Below are 13,904 nucleotides of genomic sequence, written 5' to 3'. Positions count from 1 at the left end.
ACGGGCACCGCTCAGGCGCCGAACGCCTTGGCCTTGCCCTTCACCGGCTTCGCCCCGGCCAGCAGATGCGCCGGTACGAGGTCCCGGGCGGGCTCCGTGTAACCGACGGAGACGATGCGGTCGCCCTCGTACGTGAACGTGGTCAGCGAGGCCAGCGTGCACTGCCGCTTGCGCGGGTCGTGCCACAGCCGCCGCCGCTCCACGAAGCTCCGCACGATCCAGATCGGCAGCTGGTGGCTGACGCAGACCGCCTCGTGCCCGCGGGCGGCGTCACGGGCCGCGTTGAGCGCGCCCATCATCCGTACGACCTGATCGATGTACGGCTCGCCCCAGGACGGCTGGAACGGGTTGGTCAGGTGCTTCCAGTTGGCGGGCTTGCGCAGCGCGCCGTCGCCGACGCCGAAGGTCTTGCCCTCGAAGACGTTGGCCGCCTCGATCAGCGAGGGGTCGGTGGCCAGGTCCAGGCCGTGCGACGTGGCGATCGGTGCGGCGGTCTCCTGGGCGCGCTCCAGCGGGGACGCGACGACGTGCGTGATGTCACGGCCCTCCAGGTGCTCGGCGACCCGGTCGGCCATCTTCCGGCCGAGGTCGGAGAGGTGGTAGCCGGAGCGGCGGCCGTAGAGAACGCCGTCCGGGTTGTGCACCTCGCCGTGCCGCATCAGGTGGACGACGGTCAGGTCTTTGCCCGGAGTTCTTGACGGGGTGCTCATGCGGTGGCCTCCGCTGCGGCGCGGGCGGCGGCGGGCAGGGCGGCGGCGATGCGCTCGACGGCCTGCGCGTCGTGGGCGGTGGAGACGAAGTACGACTCGAAGGCGGACGGCGGCAGGTAGACGCCCTGCGACAGCATCGAGTGGAAGAACGCGGTGAAGCGGAACGACTCCTGCTTGCGGGCGTCGTCGTAGTTGCGCACCTCGTCCGGCGTGAAGAAGACGGAGAACATGTTGGACGCCGTCTGCAGCCGGTGCGCCACGCCCTCCTTGGTCAGCGCGCCGGTCATCAGGCCCTGGATCTCGGCCGACACCGCGTCGACCTTCTCGTACGCCGCGTCGTCGAGCAGCCGCAGCTGGGCGAGGCCCGCGGCGGTGGCGACGGGGTTACCGGAGAGCGTGCCCGCCTGGTAGACCGGGCCGACCGGGGCGAGGTGCTCCATGACGTCCTTGCGGCCGCCGAAGGCAGCCGCCGGGAAGCCGCCGCCCATGACCTTGCCGAAGGTCATCAGGTCCGGCTTCACCCCGTCGATGCCGTACCAGCCGGCCTTGCTCGTACGGAAGCCGGTCATCACCTCGTCGGAGATGTACAGCGCGCCGTTCTTCGCACAGGCCGCCTTCAGGCCCGCGTTGAAACCCTCGCCGGGCGGGACGACGCCCATGTTGCCGGGCGACGCCTCGGTGATCACACAGGCGATCTCGCCGGGGTGCGCGTGGAAGGCGGCGTGCACCGCGTCCAGATCGTTGTACGGCAGGACGATGGTGTCGCCGGCCTGCGCGCCGGTCACGCCGGGAGTGTCCGGCAGCGCGAAGGTCGCCAGGCCCGAACCGGCGGCGGCGAGCAGCGCGTCCACGTGCCCGTGGTAGCAGCCGGCGAACTTGATGACCTTCGCGCGCCCGGTGAATCCACGGGCGAGACGGATGGCCGACATCGTCGCTTCGGTGCCGCTGGACACCAGTCGTACCTGCTCAACGGGGTCGATCCGGGCGACGATCTCCTCGGCGAGCGCGACCTCGCCCTCACCGGGCGTACCGAAGGACGTACCGCGTGCCACGGCTTCCTGGACGGCGGCGACGACCTCGGGGTGCGCGTGACCGAGAATCATCGGCCCCCACGAGCACACGAGGTCGACGTACTCGCGGCCGTCGGCATCGGTGAGGTACGGACCGGTACCGGACACCATGAACCGGGGCGTACCGCCCACGGCCTTGAAGGCCCGGACCGGGGAGTTCACGCCGCCGGGCGTCACGAGGGACGCGCGGTCGAAAAGCGTCTGCGAAACTGGGGCGTCATAGGGGAGGCTCACACAGCAATGGTGTCAGAGGCCCGCCCGGTCTTGCGGACAGGTGTTTCACCGCATGGGGGCTGGGGAGGTCACTGGGACGATGATCGGGTTGCGCGGCCCGGGTCGCGAGTGGTCGGGTGGAGATATGCATCGCGGTGGCGGACTGGGTGAGGGGACCGACGATCTCGGTCCCGAGCGGGCCAGGCGCGGGCGGCACCGGCGGCGGGAGCGTGCGGTGCACGCGGACGCCTCGGACCTGTCGGACGCGGTTGCAGAAGTCGAGCGGGAAGCGGGCAGGGAGAGCAGGGTTGGCCGGGTGGGGGTGACCTACAAGTACTTCGGTGCCCCGAACGGCGCGACGGCTGCCCGCGTGCCCATTTCGATGCGCCCGGAGGAGCTGGGCGGCGACGAGCTCGGCATGGGCGGCATGTTCACCAAGATCAAGCCGGAGACGATGGCCGCGATGGTCCTCACCGGCATCCAAGGCATACCCCTGCACAAGGTCCCTCCGCTGGAACTGGTCGTCCTGCACCCCGACTACGCCGTGGTGAAGCTCCCCATGACGGTCGTCGACCCGCTGCGCGGCGTCGGCGAGGAAGCGGTGGGGGCGGCCGCGTTCATCTGGTCGACGGTCCCGGACCGGGGCGGCCCGAGCGACGCGTTCAACGTCTACCAACTGCTGCACGAATGGCAGGACTTCAGCCACCGGCTGCACGAGGCGGGACATCAGGCGTACTGCCTGGTCTGGCCCTGAGGACCGCCTGCGGCCCTCTTGTTTCTTCCTTCCGTTCATGCGGTTTTCAGGCCATTCTCAGGTGCCCGGAACGACGATTGTCAGTGGCACCACCTACGCTTGTACGCATGTCCTTCACTTCTCCTACCCCCCGTGCGCCTGGCGCCGTGCGGTCCGCAGCTGTCGTCAACGCCGAGATCCGCGCGCTCTGGTCGCGTGCGGACGGCGCACTGTCGGCCGCGGACGAGGCGCGGTACCAAGAGCTGCTGGTGGAGTGGGCCGAGGCGGTCCGGGCCGGGCTGGTCAAAGCTGCGTAAGCCGGTGGGCACGACCTGCTGAAGCCGGGCAGACTCCCCGGCATGCCTCTCAAGCACCTGCCTCAGCATCTCCCTCTGCAGCGCGGCATGCGCCGGCTGCGCACGGCCGCCCGCCGGCGGCTCGACTTCGCCCGCCGCACGGTGGATCTCAGCCATCCCGCCCGCTCGCCGCTGGGCAGCGCCGTCGAGAACTGCGTGATCTTCGAGGAAGGCGTGCGCCGGCCCCGTGACTGCTCGGCCGCGGAGGCCCTGGAGCGGGTGCGCAAGGGGGACGGTGCGGCGTTCGTCTGGATCGGGCTGCACGAGCCGGGCCAGGCCGAACTGGACGAGCTCGGCGCACTGTTCGGGCTGCATCCTCTCGCCGTGCAGGACGCCGCCCGGGGGCATCAGCGCCCCAAGCTGGTGCGGTACGACGACACTCTCCTCGCCGTGTTCAAGACCGTCCGCTACGTCGAGCACGAGGAGCTGACCGCAACCAGTGAGATCGTCGACACCGGCGAGCTGACGGTCTTCGCAGGACCCGACTTCGTGGTCACCGCCCGGCACGGCGGTTCGGGCTCGCTCGGCCCGATCCGGGAGGCCCTGGAGGACGTACCGGAACAGCTGGCGCTGGGCCCCGCCGCCGTGCTGCACGCGATCGCCGACCACGTCGTAGACGAGTACGAAGCCGTGGTGGAGTCCGTCCAGGACGACCTCGACGCGGTCGAGACGGTGGTCTTCAGCGCGGACTCCGGGCGCGTCGACCCCGGCCGGATCTACCAGCTCAAGCGTGAACTCCTGGAGCTGCGGCGCGCGGTGACCCCGCTCACCCGCCCGCTCCAGACCCTCGCCGACCCGCTGCGGCCGCTGCCGCCCGTCACCCCGGGCCTCCACCCGTACTTCCGGGACGTCGCCGACCACCTCGCCCGCACCGTCGAGCAGATCACCGCCTTCGACAACCTCCTCGACTCGATACTGCAGGCGCACCTCGCGCAGGTGACGGTCGCTCAGAACGAGGACATGCGGAAAATCACCGCCTGGGCGGCGATCGTCGCGGTGCCGACGATGGTGTGCGGGGTGTACGGGATGAACTTTGAGCACATGCCCGAGTTGCGGTGGACGTACGGATATCCGCTGATCGTGGGGGTGATGGCCACGGCCTGCTTCCTGGTGCACCGAAGTTTCCGGCGCAACGGCTGGCTCTGAGCGAGCTTTCGGGTCTACATTCATTTCACAAACTTCTGAAAGTATGGAAGTCCCGAAGTCTTCGCCTCGTGGGAGAACACCATCATGGCTGCCGACGACACGCTCCGATCCACGTCATCCATCCGGCCGTTCGTCATGCCGCTCGACGACCCGGCCGCCACGCTCGACGCGGTCGGCGGCAAGGGCTCCGCGCTCGCGGAGCTGGCGCGGGGCGGACTGCCGGTGCCGGGCGGGTTCCACGTGACGACGGACGCCTACCGGGAGTTCGTGGCGGCGACGGGGACCGACGAGCGGATCGAGGCCGTACTGGCAGGCCTGGACGGCGACGACGCGGACCTCGCGGAGGCGGCGGGCGCACAGATCCGGGGCTGCTTCCGGGACGCGGACATACCCGAGTCCCTCGCGAAGGCGGTGGGTTCGGCGTACGAAGCGGTGGGCGACGGCACGGCAGCCATGGCCGTACGGTCCTCCGCCACCGCCGAGGACCTGCCCGGCCTCTCCTTCGCCGGCCAGCAGGACACGTACCTCAACATCCGGGGGACGCAGGCCGTGCTGGAGGCGGTCAGGAACTGCTGGGCCTCGCTGTGGACCGGCCGCGCGATCCACTACCGCGCCCGCAACCACATCTCCCACACGGACGTCCAACTCGCGGTCGTCGTACAGGAGTTGGTGGACGCGGACGCGGCGGGCGTGCTCTTCACCGTCGACCCGACGACCGGCCGCACCGACCGCCTCCTCATCAACGCGGCGTGGGGACTCGGCGAGGCCGTCGTCAGCGGTCTCGTCACACCGGACACCGTGCTCGTGGACCGGGAGAGCGGGGCGGTCGTCGAGGAGACGATCGCCGACAAGACCGTGATGACGGTCCGCACCGGACAGGGTGGGACGCACGAGGCCCCGGTGCCGGAGGACCGCCGCCGCACCGCCGTGCTCTCCGCCGCCGAAGCGGCCCGGCTCGCCCGCCACGGACGGGAGGCGGAAGACCTGTACGGCGACCCCCGCGACATCGAATGGGCCCGCAGGGACGGCACCTTCTACCTCCTCCAGGCCCGCCCGATCACGACCACCGCCGCCCCCGCCCCGGTACCGGAGGAGTGGAACGACAGCCTCGGCACCGAATCGCTGTGGACCAGCGCCAACCTCGGCGAGGCGGTCCCTGACGTGATGACCCCCGCCACCTGGTCGTACGTCCAGTCCTTCATGAGCCAGGTGATGATCGGCGCGACCCTCGACGGCCGCCCGATGTACGGCAACATCGGCGGCCGCTTCTACATGAACCTCTCCGTCACCGCGACGCTCGCCGCCGCCTTCGGCCAGACGAAGAAGTTCGACAAGGCCACCGAGCTGATCTTCGGCCGCCTCCCGGAGGGCGTCACCGTCCCCCTCCTCCCCGCGTCCCGGCTGCGCATCGTCCGCAACACCGTCAGCGAGGCGTTCCGCGTCACCAGGCGGGTGCGCGCCAACGGCAAACTCCTCGACGCATTCCTCGCCACCGCCCCCACCCGCTGCACCGACCTGCGCGAACGCACCGCCGCAGCCGACTCCCCCGCCGCCCTGCGGGAGTTGTACGACGCCGAGGTCAACCCGTACTTCACCCTCTGCTGCCACATGCTGCAGGCCGCCACCCGCCAGGACGGCGACATGCTGATCAAGGTGCGGGGCTCCCTGCGCGACCTCGCCGGCGAGGCCGACGCAGACCTGATGACCACAGGACTGACCGCCGACGGCGGCCAACTGGCAAGCATGGGCCCCCTGTTGGGCCTCGAACAGCTCGCCGCCGGCACCCTCGACCGCGCCACCTACCTCCGTACGTACGGACACCGCAGCCCGCACGAGTTCGAGGTGTCACGGCCGCGCCCCGCCGAGGACCCGGACTGGATCGACACCCAGCTCGCCGCGCTCGACCGCGTCGAGGAGAACGCCGAACTCCGCCTCGGCCGCCAGGACAGCGCCCGCAAGGCGGCCTGGTCCCGCTTCGAGGCCGCCCACCCCCAACAGGCCGCCCCGATGCGCGAGGCCGTCCGCACCTGGTCGGAGTCCGCCCGGCTGCGCGAGGCGGCCCGCACCGAGATCGCCCGGGTCTTCTGGCTGCTGCGCACCTTCGTCGTACGGGCCGGTGAACTGACCGGCGACGGAGAGGAGTTGTTCTTCCTGCACGCCGAGGAGATCCGCGCCCTGCTCACCGGCGAGCGGGACGTCCTCGAGCCGGTACCGGCACGCAGGGCCGCGTACGAGAGCTACTCGGCCCTGCCCCCGTACCCGACCCTGATCCGCGGCCACTTCGACCCGGCCCGCTGGGCCGCCGACCCGGACCGGCGCGCGGACTTCCACGACGCGCACACGACGACACCGGCGGCGGCGTCCGAGACCGTCACCGGCTCACCCGCCTCCGCCGGCGTCGTCGAAGGCATCGCCCGCGTCATCGCCACCGTCGAGGAGGGCGACCGGCTCCAGCCGGGCGAAATCCTGGTCACCACGGTCACCAACATCGGCTGGACCCCGCTCTTCACCCGCATCTCAGCCATCGTCACCGACGTCGGCGCCAACCTCTCGCACGCCTCGATCGTCGCCCGCGAACTGGGCATCCCGGCGGTCGTCGGCTGCGGCAACGCGACCACCAGGCTGCACACCGGCGACCGCATCCGGGTGGACGGCGGGCGGGGCACGGTAGAGATCGTCCAGCGGTAACAACGGTAACAACGGTAACAACGATTACGCGCTCACCCGCTGCGCACTCACCCGCTTCGCGCTCACTCCCGGCAGAGGCAGAACGGATGCCCTGCCGGGTCCGCGTACACCCGGAAACTGCGCTGCCGGTCGCTCGTGTCGAGCGGCTTCGCCCCGAGCGCGAGGACCTGCTCCTCCGCCACGTCCAGGTCCGGCACGTCGAAGTCGAGGTGCAGCTGCTGGGAGTTGCCCGCGGCGTTCGGCCACTCGGGCGGCCGGTGGCCGGGAGAGCGCTGGAAGGAGATGCGGTGCCCGCCGGGCACGTACAGGTCCCACCAGTTCTCGTCGTACTGCTTGAACTCGCCGCCGAGGACGTCGGCGTAGAACGCGGCGAGCGCGGGCGGGTCCTGACAGTCGAGCGCGACGAGGGAGTACTTGGCGATGGGCATGGAAACGCTTCCTCTCCTGGCAGATCGCGAGGATCGTGATCCTTCGTACGACCACGGGTTCCCGCTCTCCGCCCGCGCCACACGGGAGAGCCCGCAAGGCGGCGAAACCTCCGTGCTCCGACAGGCCCCCGATGGCATCCTGACGGCGTGAACGGACCACAGATCCACATAACCTTCGCGCCCGAACTCCACCTCTTCGTCGCCCCCGACCGCCGCACGGGCCGCACGGACGCCGTCACCGACGGCGCCTCCACGCTCGGCCACGTCGTCGAATCGCTCGGCGTGCCACTGACCGAGGCGGGCGAACTGTACGTGGACGGGCGGGTGGTCACCGCCGCGCACATCCCCGCCGAGGGAGAGCACATCGAGGTACGGCCCTTCCCCCGCCCCCAGCCCGTCCCCGGCGCCCCGCTCCGCTTCCTCCTCGACGTCCACCTGGGCACGCTCGCCCGCCGGCTGCGGCTGCTCGGCGTCGACGCCGCGTACTTCAGCGAGGACATCGGCGACCCGGCGCTCGCCACGTACTCCGCCCGCGAGCAGCGCGTCCTGCTGTCCCGGGACCGGGGCCTGCTGCGCCGCCGCGAACTGTGGGCGGGCGCGTACATCTACAGCGACCAGCCCGACGAGCAACTCCGCGACGTACTCGGCCGCTTCACCCCCATCCTCACCCCGTGGACCCGCTGCACGGCCTGCAACGGCGAACTGAAGGAAGCCACCAAGGAATCGGTCGCCGGCCTCCTGTACGGCGGCACGGAACGCTCCTACGACGTCTTCGCCCAGTGCACGGCCTGCGACCGCCCGTACTGGCGCGGAGCGCATCACGCGCGGCTGGCGGAAGTCGTGGAAACGGCAATGACCGAATTCGGCTAGGCCGCGGGGGTGCGCGCTGGGCTCTCGCGGGGGTGCGCGCTGGGCCCTCGCGGAGGTGCGCGCTGGGCTCTCGCGGGGGCTCCCGCTGGGCTCTCGCGGGGGTGCGCGGGCCTCGTCGCGGGGGTGCGCGGGCCTCGCGGGGGTGCGGGCCTCGCGGGGGCTCTCCGTGGGCTCTCGCGGGGGTGCGCAAGCCTCGCGGGGGCTCCCGCTGGGCTCTCGCGGGGGTGCGCGGGCCTCCTCGCGGGGGTGCGCGGGCCTCGCGGGGGTGCGCGGGCCTCGCGGGGAACTCCCCCTGGGCCCTCGCGGCGGCTCCCGCTGGGCTCTCCCTGGGCCCTCGCGGGGGTTCCCCCGGGCCCTCGCCGGGGCTCCCGCTGGGCCCTCGCGGGGGGTGCGCGGGCCTCGCGGGGGTGCGGGCCTCGCGGGGGCTCTCCGTGGGCTCTCGCGGGGGTGCGCAAGCCTCGCGGGGGTGCGCGCTGGGCCCTCGCGGGGGTGCGTGCTGGGCCCGCGCGGGGGTGCGTGCTGGTCCCTCGCGGCGGCTCTCCCTGGGCCCCCGCGGGGGTTCCCGCCGGGCCCGCGCGGGGGCTCTGCGCGGGCTCTCGCTGGGCCCTTGCCGGTGCTCCCGCTGGGCTCCCCGGGCCCTCGCGGGGACTCCCGCTGAGCCCTCGCGGGGGGGGGGGGGGGGGCTCCCGCCGGGCCCTCGCGGCGGCTCCCGACGGGCTCTCCCCTCACGCGGCCCTCCGCAGACGCATTTCGCGGAGTGCCTACGCGGGGGCCTTGGCGGGGCTCCTTCGCAGTGCCCTCCGCAGGGGCCTTCGCGGACGTCCTGCGCAGTGCTCTCCGCAGGGGCCTTCGCGGGGTCTCCGCAGGGGCCTTCGCGGACGTCCCTCGCCGCGTCCCCCCGCCGCCTTTCGCGGAGGCTTGCATTCCACGGGTGTACGTGGCCGGAGTCGCGGGGAGGGTGCCGTCATGCCGAGCCCTCAGGACGACCCGACGCCGCAAGAAGCCCCCACGCCGACCCCCGCCGGCGTCCCCAGGACGACCGACGCGATCGTCGTCGGCGCAGGCCCCACCGGCCTGCTCCTCGCGGGGGACCTCGCCGCCGCCGGGCTGCGCGTCACCCTCGTCGAACGCCGCGCGCACACCGCGGGCAACCTCACCCGCGCCTTCGCCGTGCACGCCCGCACCCTCGAAGTGCTCGACGCCCGCGGCCTCGCCGACGAACTCCTCAAGACCGGCCGCCAGCTCACCCGGCTCAACTTCTTCGGCAACCTCGCCCTCGACCTCAGCCGCCTCCGCTCCCGCTTCCCGCTCGTCCTGATCACCCCGCAGTACGAGGTCGAGCGCCTCCTGGAGCGCCGCGCCCGCGCCGCAGGCGTGGAGTTCCGCTACGACACCGAGCTCCTCGGCCTCACCCCGCACACGACCGGCGTCACCGCCCGCATCCGTACCCCCGACGGCGGCGAGAGCGAGCTCGGCGCCCCGTACCTGATCGGCGCCGACGGAGTCCACAGCACCGTCCGCAGCGCACTCGGTCTGCCGTTCCCCGGCGAGTCCGTCATCAAGTCGATCGTCCTCGCGGACGTACGCCTCACCGACGAGCCCGAGGGCGTCCTCACCATCGGCGGCCAGGGCGACGCCTTCACCTTCATCGTCCCGTTCGGCGACGGCTACTACCGGGTCATGGGCTGGGACCGCGGCCACGAGGTCCCCGAGTCCGACCCCGTCGACCTCGACGAGATCCGGCACATCGCCCGCACCGCCCTCGGCAACGACTTCGGCATGCACGACGAACGCTTCCTGTCCCGCTTCCACAGCGACGAACGCCAGGTCCCCGCCTACCGCACCGGCCGTGTCTTCCTCGCCGGAGACGCCGCACACGTGCACTCACCGGCCGGCGGCCAGGGCATGAACACCGGCCTCCAGGACGCCGCGAACCTCTCCTGGAAGCTCGCCGCCGTACTGCGCGGCCGGGCCGAGGACCCGCTCCTCGACACCTACCACGCCGAACGCCACCCGGTCGGCGCGACGGTCCTGCGCACCAGCGGCGCCCTGATCCGTATCGCCATGGCCCACACCCCGCTCCAGCGCACCGGCCGCGCCGTCGCCACCCGCCTCTTCAACTCCCTGCGCCCCATCACCTCGCGCGCGATGGGCATGATCTCCGGCATCGGCATCTCGTACGGCGCCCCGCGCGGCGCCCACCCGCTGGTCGGCCGCCGCGTCCCCGACCTGGCGCTCGCCGAGGGCCGGCTCTACGAGCTGCTGCGCAAGGGCGAGTACGTACTGGTGGCCGCGGCCGACGGCCCGATCCCCACCGACGTACCGCCGCACACGGTACGGGCGCACTGGGCGCGGCAGTCGTCGGTACTGGTCCGGCCGGACGGGTACGTGGCGTGGGCGGCCTACGCACCGGGAAAGCGGGCACGGCGCCGGAACGAACGGCGCGAGAAGGGGTAGCGGTGGTGGGCGGCCCGGGGCACCGGCCCCCGTCCGCCCGTCCACCCCTCAGAAGTAGTAGGCGTCCCCGGTGTCCGGTGCCAGTACCCGCCTGCGGTCGTTGCCCGGGTTGAGGTCCCGCGTCGTCAGGCCGGGCTGCGCCGACCCCATCCGTACTGTCCGTACCTCCACCACCACCTCGACGGGCGACCCGCTCACCCGCAGATCGAAGCCGAGCCTGCGCGCGCTCGCCGCCCCGGCGCGCAGCGCCCCGGTCTCACAGACCAGCACGGTCGGCGCCCGACGCACACACTCCCGCGGAATCTTCCCCTCCACCGGTGCCGAGAACGACACCCGCACCGCTCCCGAGTCCAGGCTCACCGGCCCGTGGTTCCAGGTCCGCAGCTCCATGACCAGCCGGCCGGCCTGGTACACGACCTGTCCGTGGTGCCCGAGATCGGCCTCGCCCTCGTCGGCGAAAGCCACTCCCCCCGCACCCAGCGGGAACAACCCCGCGACCAGCACCAACAGCGCCTTGCGCAACAGAGATGACATGGACACCCACCTACCCGTTTCCCCCCAAACCCCCCACCACCGGCCCCGCATGCCACCCTTATGCCCATGCACGTAGCCCGCTCAGCAGCCCTCTTCCTCGTCGCCGCCCTCTTCGAAATCGGCGGCGCCTGGCTGGTCTGGCAGGGCGTACGCGGCGGTGACCACCAGAGCGGGAAAGGCTGGATCTGGATCGGCGCCGGCGTCATCGCCCTCGGCCTGTACGGCTTCGTCGCCACCCTCCAGAGCGACGGCGAATTCGGCCGGATCCTCGCCGCGTACGGCGGGGTCTTCGTCGCGGGCTCGATCGCCTGGGGAATGGTCGCGGACGGCTACCGCCCGGACCGCTGGGACGTGACGGGCGCGCTCGTCTGCCTCCTCGGCATGGCCCTGATCATGTACGCCCCACGAGGCCGCTGACCTCGCCGCTCGTCCTCGTATCCTCGTACGAAAGCCAACCGTCATACGTACGAGGAGCAGCCGCATGCCCAGCGCCCCCATCGCCGTCGTCACCGGAGCGAGCAGCGGAATCGGCGCGGCCACGGCCCGGCAGCTCGCCGCATCCGGCTACCGCGTCGTCCTGACCGCCCGCCGCAAGGACCGCATCGAAGCCCTCGCCGAGGAACTCACCGCAGCGGGCCACCAGGCCATGCCCTACCCCCTCGACGTCACGGACCGCGCCGCCGTCGACGAGTTCGCCACCGCCTTCCGCACGATCGCCGTCCTGGTCAACAACGCGGGCGGCGCACTCGGCGCCGACCCGATCGCCACGGCGGACCCCGCCGACTGGCGCCAGATGTACGAGACGAACGTCCTCGGCACCCTCAACCTCACCCAGGCCCTGCTCCCGGCCCTGACCGCCTCCGGCGACGGCACGGTCGTCGTGGTCTCCTCAACGGCGGGCCACGGAACGTACGAGGGCGGCGGCGGTTACGTGGCGGCAAAGCACGGCAGCCACGTCCTCGCGGAAACCCTCCGCCTGGAGATCGTCGGCACCCCGGTACGGGTGATCGAGGTGGCCCCCGGAATGGTCAAGACCGAGGAATTCGCCCTCACCCGCTTCGACGGCGACACAGAGAAGGCCGCCAAGGTGTACGCGGGGGTGGACTCCCCGCTCTCCGCCGACGACGTCGCAGAAACGATCACCTGGGCGGTCACCCGCCCCAGCCACGTCAACATCGACCTCCTGGTGGTCCGCCCGCGCGCACAGGCGTCCAACACGAAGGTCCACAGGGAACTGTGACGCTCCGCTGAGACGGGGGGGCGCGGGGGCGGGCGCGGAGGCTGCGGGCCCGCCCCAACCAACGCTCCACCCAGCCGCCGGAGCGTGGCGGCACGGGCTGCTTCCTGCCCCACCCGATGCTCAACTGAGCCGCAGGGACAGGGCGCGGGCACGGGCCGGGGCCCCGCCCCAGCCGACGCTCCACCCAGCCGCCGGAGCGTGGCGGGCACGGGCTGGGACCCACCCGATGCTCCACTCAACCGCCGGGACGGGACGCGCACGGGCTACGGCCTCGCCCACCCCCGGCGGAACGGCCGGAGGCCGGCCGCCCCTCCCACCCCTGCGAGGTCGAACGGCCCACCTTGCCGGGCAACCACGGGCCACCACTCCCCTCAGGACCTGTCCGGCAGCCCCTGCCTGCCGCGGCCGCGCGCCCGGCCCGCGCATCCGCGGAAAGCCCCCAGCCCCCAGCCCCCAGCCACGAACCCCTAGCTCCTACTCCCTACTCCCTACCCCAGTGCGACGGCCGTTCGAGCCCCGCCGGGAGCAGCGTCCGCCCGTCCCCCCGAGCCGCATTCACCTGCGTCTGCGTAAGGAAGAGCGCGGCACTCAAGTCAGCCCCCCGCACATCCGCATCGCGGAAATCGGCCCCGATGACATCGGCCCCCCGCAGATCGGCCCCGCTCAAATCCGCAGCGATCACATACGCGCCCCGCAGGTTCACCCCGCGCAGATCCGCCCCCGCCCGCCGGGCCCCCATCAGATCCGCTCCCCGCAGATCCGTCTTCCGCTTCTTCCCGTTCTTCTTCCTCGGCACGGCGGCGGCCCACTCACCCCTGACCAGCTCGCTCACCCGCACCAGCGCCCCGTTCACCTTCTGCCGGTGCCCCTCCGCATCGAGCGCCACGAGCTCCTCGGCACTCCCCCGAGTGAGCTCCTCGGTCTCGTCCCGCAGCCGCCGCAGCTCCCCGTGCACGGGCCGCGCCACATCGAGCGCAAGCCCCGCCTCCACGTACCAGAGCAGCTCGTGCAGCTGCTTCATCACCGGCAGCAGCGCAAACATCAGCTCCGAACTTCCGGGCTCATCCCGCCAGTTCACCCCGGCGAACGTCACCTGCGAAACCTTCTGCCCCGCCCCGAAGCAGTCGTACACGGTGCACCCGGAAAACCCCTCACCGCGCAGCCGCGCATGAATCCCGCACCGAAACTCCTCCCCCAGATTCGGGCACGGCTTCCCGGCCGGCTTGTCGATCGCGAAGTCCGACGACTTCGTCAACGTCAGAGCCACACAGCACAGCCCGAAACAGCTCCCGCAATCGGAACGCAGCTCGGAAGTCATCTCGGGCATGGATCGAGCTCCACATGGTTACGGCGATACGGACAAACCCCCGGCACTTTAGCGGGCCAGCCGCCCATACACCCGTACGGGTGAACACCCCTGGTCACCCACCGACCGCCGAAACCCCGCCCTAGGCTCGCC

General features: G+C 72.0%; 13 protein-coding genes. 8 read left to right on the top strand and 5 right to left on the bottom strand.

The genetic code is table 11. The features are described from left to right. Positions 1-11 precede the first annotated feature (11 nt). Together AB0D18_RS14470 and hemL are read right to left on the bottom strand one after the other, a co-directional pair. Positions 12-710 carry a histidine phosphatase family protein gene (locus AB0D18_RS14470; RefSeq protein WP_362416863.1) on the bottom strand — a complete coding sequence of 233 codons (699 nt, stop codon included), beginning with the start codon at positions 708-710 and terminating at the stop codon, positions 12-14. After that, on the bottom strand, positions 707-2,014 hold the full coding sequence (gene hemL, locus AB0D18_RS14465) for a glutamate-1-semialdehyde 2,1-aminomutase (protein WP_362416861.1): 1,308 nt from the start codon (positions 2,012-2,014) through the stop codon (positions 707-709). Before hemL ends, AB0D18_RS14470 begins: the two co-directional genes overlap by 4 nt. A gap of 124 nt (positions 2,015-2,138) precedes the next feature. Here hemL and AB0D18_RS14460 point away from each other — a divergent pair, with 124 nt between their 5' ends. The 4 genes from AB0D18_RS14460 (at position 2,139) to AB0D18_RS14445 (ending at position 6,916) form a co-directional block, all read left to right on the top strand. After that, positions 2,139-2,747: a hypothetical protein gene (locus tag AB0D18_RS14460; RefSeq protein ID WP_362416858.1), complete on the top strand. Its 609-nt coding sequence runs from the start codon at positions 2,139-2,141 to the stop codon at positions 2,745-2,747. A 107-nt stretch (positions 2,748-2,854) separates the two neighbouring features. After that, entirely contained in the window at positions 2,855-3,043 is a 189-nt protein-coding gene (locus tag AB0D18_RS14455) for a hypothetical protein (RefSeq protein WP_362416855.1), read from the top strand. Between the two features lie 87 nt (positions 3,044-3,130). Beyond that, positions 3,131-4,228, top strand: coding sequence for a magnesium and cobalt transport protein CorA (locus tag AB0D18_RS14450; RefSeq protein WP_362417546.1), 1,098 nt, complete (start codon positions 3,131-3,133; stop codon positions 4,226-4,228). 84 nt (positions 4,229-4,312) lie between these two features. Next, the gene (locus AB0D18_RS14445; RefSeq protein WP_362416852.1) at positions 4,313-6,916 is read left to right on the top strand and encodes a PEP/pyruvate-binding domain-containing protein; all 2,604 of its coding nucleotides are present in this window, start codon (positions 4,313-4,315) and stop codon (positions 6,914-6,916) included. A gap of 62 nt (positions 6,917-6,978) precedes the next feature. Here the strand turns inward: AB0D18_RS14445 and AB0D18_RS14440 are convergent, their stop codons facing one another. Continuing rightward, positions 6,979-7,344: a VOC family protein gene (locus AB0D18_RS14440; protein WP_362416849.1), complete on the bottom strand. Its 366-nt coding sequence runs from the start codon at positions 7,342-7,344 to the stop codon at positions 6,979-6,981. Between the two features lie 147 nt (positions 7,345-7,491). Here AB0D18_RS14440 and AB0D18_RS14435 point away from each other — a divergent pair, with 147 nt between their 5' ends. Continuing rightward, on the top strand, positions 7,492-8,214 hold the full coding sequence (locus AB0D18_RS14435; RefSeq protein ID WP_362416846.1) for a Mut7-C RNAse domain-containing protein: 723 nt from the start codon (positions 7,492-7,494) through the stop codon (positions 8,212-8,214). Positions 8,215-9,180: 966 nt separating this feature from the next. Continuing rightward, positions 9,181-10,671 carry an FAD-dependent monooxygenase gene (locus tag AB0D18_RS14430; protein ID WP_362416843.1) on the top strand — a complete coding sequence of 497 codons (1,491 nt, stop codon included), beginning with the start codon at positions 9,181-9,183 and terminating at the stop codon, positions 10,669-10,671. Between the two features lie 48 nt (positions 10,672-10,719). Here the strand turns inward: AB0D18_RS14430 and AB0D18_RS14425 are convergent, their stop codons facing one another. Continuing rightward, positions 10,720-11,205: a hypothetical protein gene (locus AB0D18_RS14425; RefSeq protein WP_362416840.1), complete on the bottom strand. Its 486-nt coding sequence runs from the start codon at positions 11,203-11,205 to the stop codon at positions 10,720-10,722. A 66-nt stretch (positions 11,206-11,271) separates the two neighbouring features. Between AB0D18_RS14425 and AB0D18_RS14420 the strand changes: the two genes are divergently transcribed. Both AB0D18_RS14420 and AB0D18_RS14415 read left to right on the top strand, forming a co-directional pair. After that, positions 11,272-11,622, top strand: a complete 351-nt coding sequence (locus tag AB0D18_RS14420; protein ID WP_362416837.1) for a YnfA family protein — start codon at positions 11,272-11,274, stop codon at positions 11,620-11,622. Positions 11,623-11,686: 64 nt separating this feature from the next. Further along, the gene (locus tag AB0D18_RS14415; RefSeq protein ID WP_362416834.1) at positions 11,687-12,445 is read left to right on the top strand and encodes an SDR family NAD(P)-dependent oxidoreductase; all 759 of its coding nucleotides are present in this window, start codon (positions 11,687-11,689) and stop codon (positions 12,443-12,445) included. A 481-nt stretch (positions 12,446-12,926) separates the two neighbouring features. Here AB0D18_RS14415 and AB0D18_RS14410 read toward each other — a convergent pair whose 3' ends face one another. Then, positions 12,927-13,772 (bottom strand): pentapeptide repeat-containing protein, encoded by an 846-nt coding sequence (locus AB0D18_RS14410; protein ID WP_362416831.1) that lies wholly within the window; start codon positions 13,770-13,772, stop codon positions 12,927-12,929. Positions 13,773-13,904: the final 132 nt, after the last annotated feature.

The organism is Streptomyces sp. NPDC048442 (genome assembly GCF_040651475.1).
Taxonomy (GTDB): domain Bacteria; phylum Actinomycetota; class Actinomycetes; order Streptomycetales; family Streptomycetaceae; genus Streptomyces.
This window is presented reverse-complemented; position numbering and strand designations above follow the sequence as displayed.

What these genes read in the sequence shown, in the direction of transcription:
- AB0D18_RS14455 (WP_362416855.1), top strand. Translation starts at nt 2,855, where the DNA reads ATGTCCTTCACTTCTCCTACCCCCCGTGCGCCTGGCGCCGTGCGGTCC.
- AB0D18_RS14430 (WP_362416843.1), top strand. Translation starts at nt 9,181, where the DNA reads ATGCCGAGCCCTCAGGACGACCCGACGCCGCAAGAAGCCCCCACGCCG.
- AB0D18_RS14440 (WP_362416849.1), bottom strand. Translation starts at nt 7,344, where the DNA reads ATGCCCATCGCCAAGTACTCCCTCGTCGCGCTCGACTGTCAGGACCCG.
- AB0D18_RS14420 (WP_362416837.1), top strand. Translation starts at nt 11,272, where the DNA reads ATGCACGTAGCCCGCTCAGCAGCCCTCTTCCTCGTCGCCGCCCTCTTC.
- AB0D18_RS14415 (WP_362416834.1), top strand. Translation starts at nt 11,687, where the DNA reads ATGCCCAGCGCCCCCATCGCCGTCGTCACCGGAGCGAGCAGCGGAATC.
- AB0D18_RS14470 (WP_362416863.1), bottom strand. Translation starts at nt 710, where the DNA reads ATGAGCACCCCGTCAAGAACTCCGGGCAAAGACCTGACCGTCGTCCAC.
- AB0D18_RS14410 (WP_362416831.1), bottom strand. Translation starts at nt 13,772, where the DNA reads ATGCCCGAGATGACTTCCGAGCTGCGTTCCGATTGCGGGAGCTGTTTC.
- AB0D18_RS14460 (WP_362416858.1), top strand. Translation starts at nt 2,139, where the DNA reads ATGCATCGCGGTGGCGGACTGGGTGAGGGGACCGACGATCTCGGTCCC.
- AB0D18_RS14425 (WP_362416840.1), bottom strand. Translation starts at nt 11,205, where the DNA reads ATGTCATCTCTGTTGCGCAAGGCGCTGTTGGTGCTGGTCGCGGGGTTG.
- AB0D18_RS14445 (WP_362416852.1), top strand. Translation starts at nt 4,313, where the DNA reads ATGGCTGCCGACGACACGCTCCGATCCACGTCATCCATCCGGCCGTTC.
- AB0D18_RS14450 (WP_362417546.1), top strand. Translation starts at nt 3,131, where the DNA reads ATGCGCCGGCTGCGCACGGCCGCCCGCCGGCGGCTCGACTTCGCCCGC.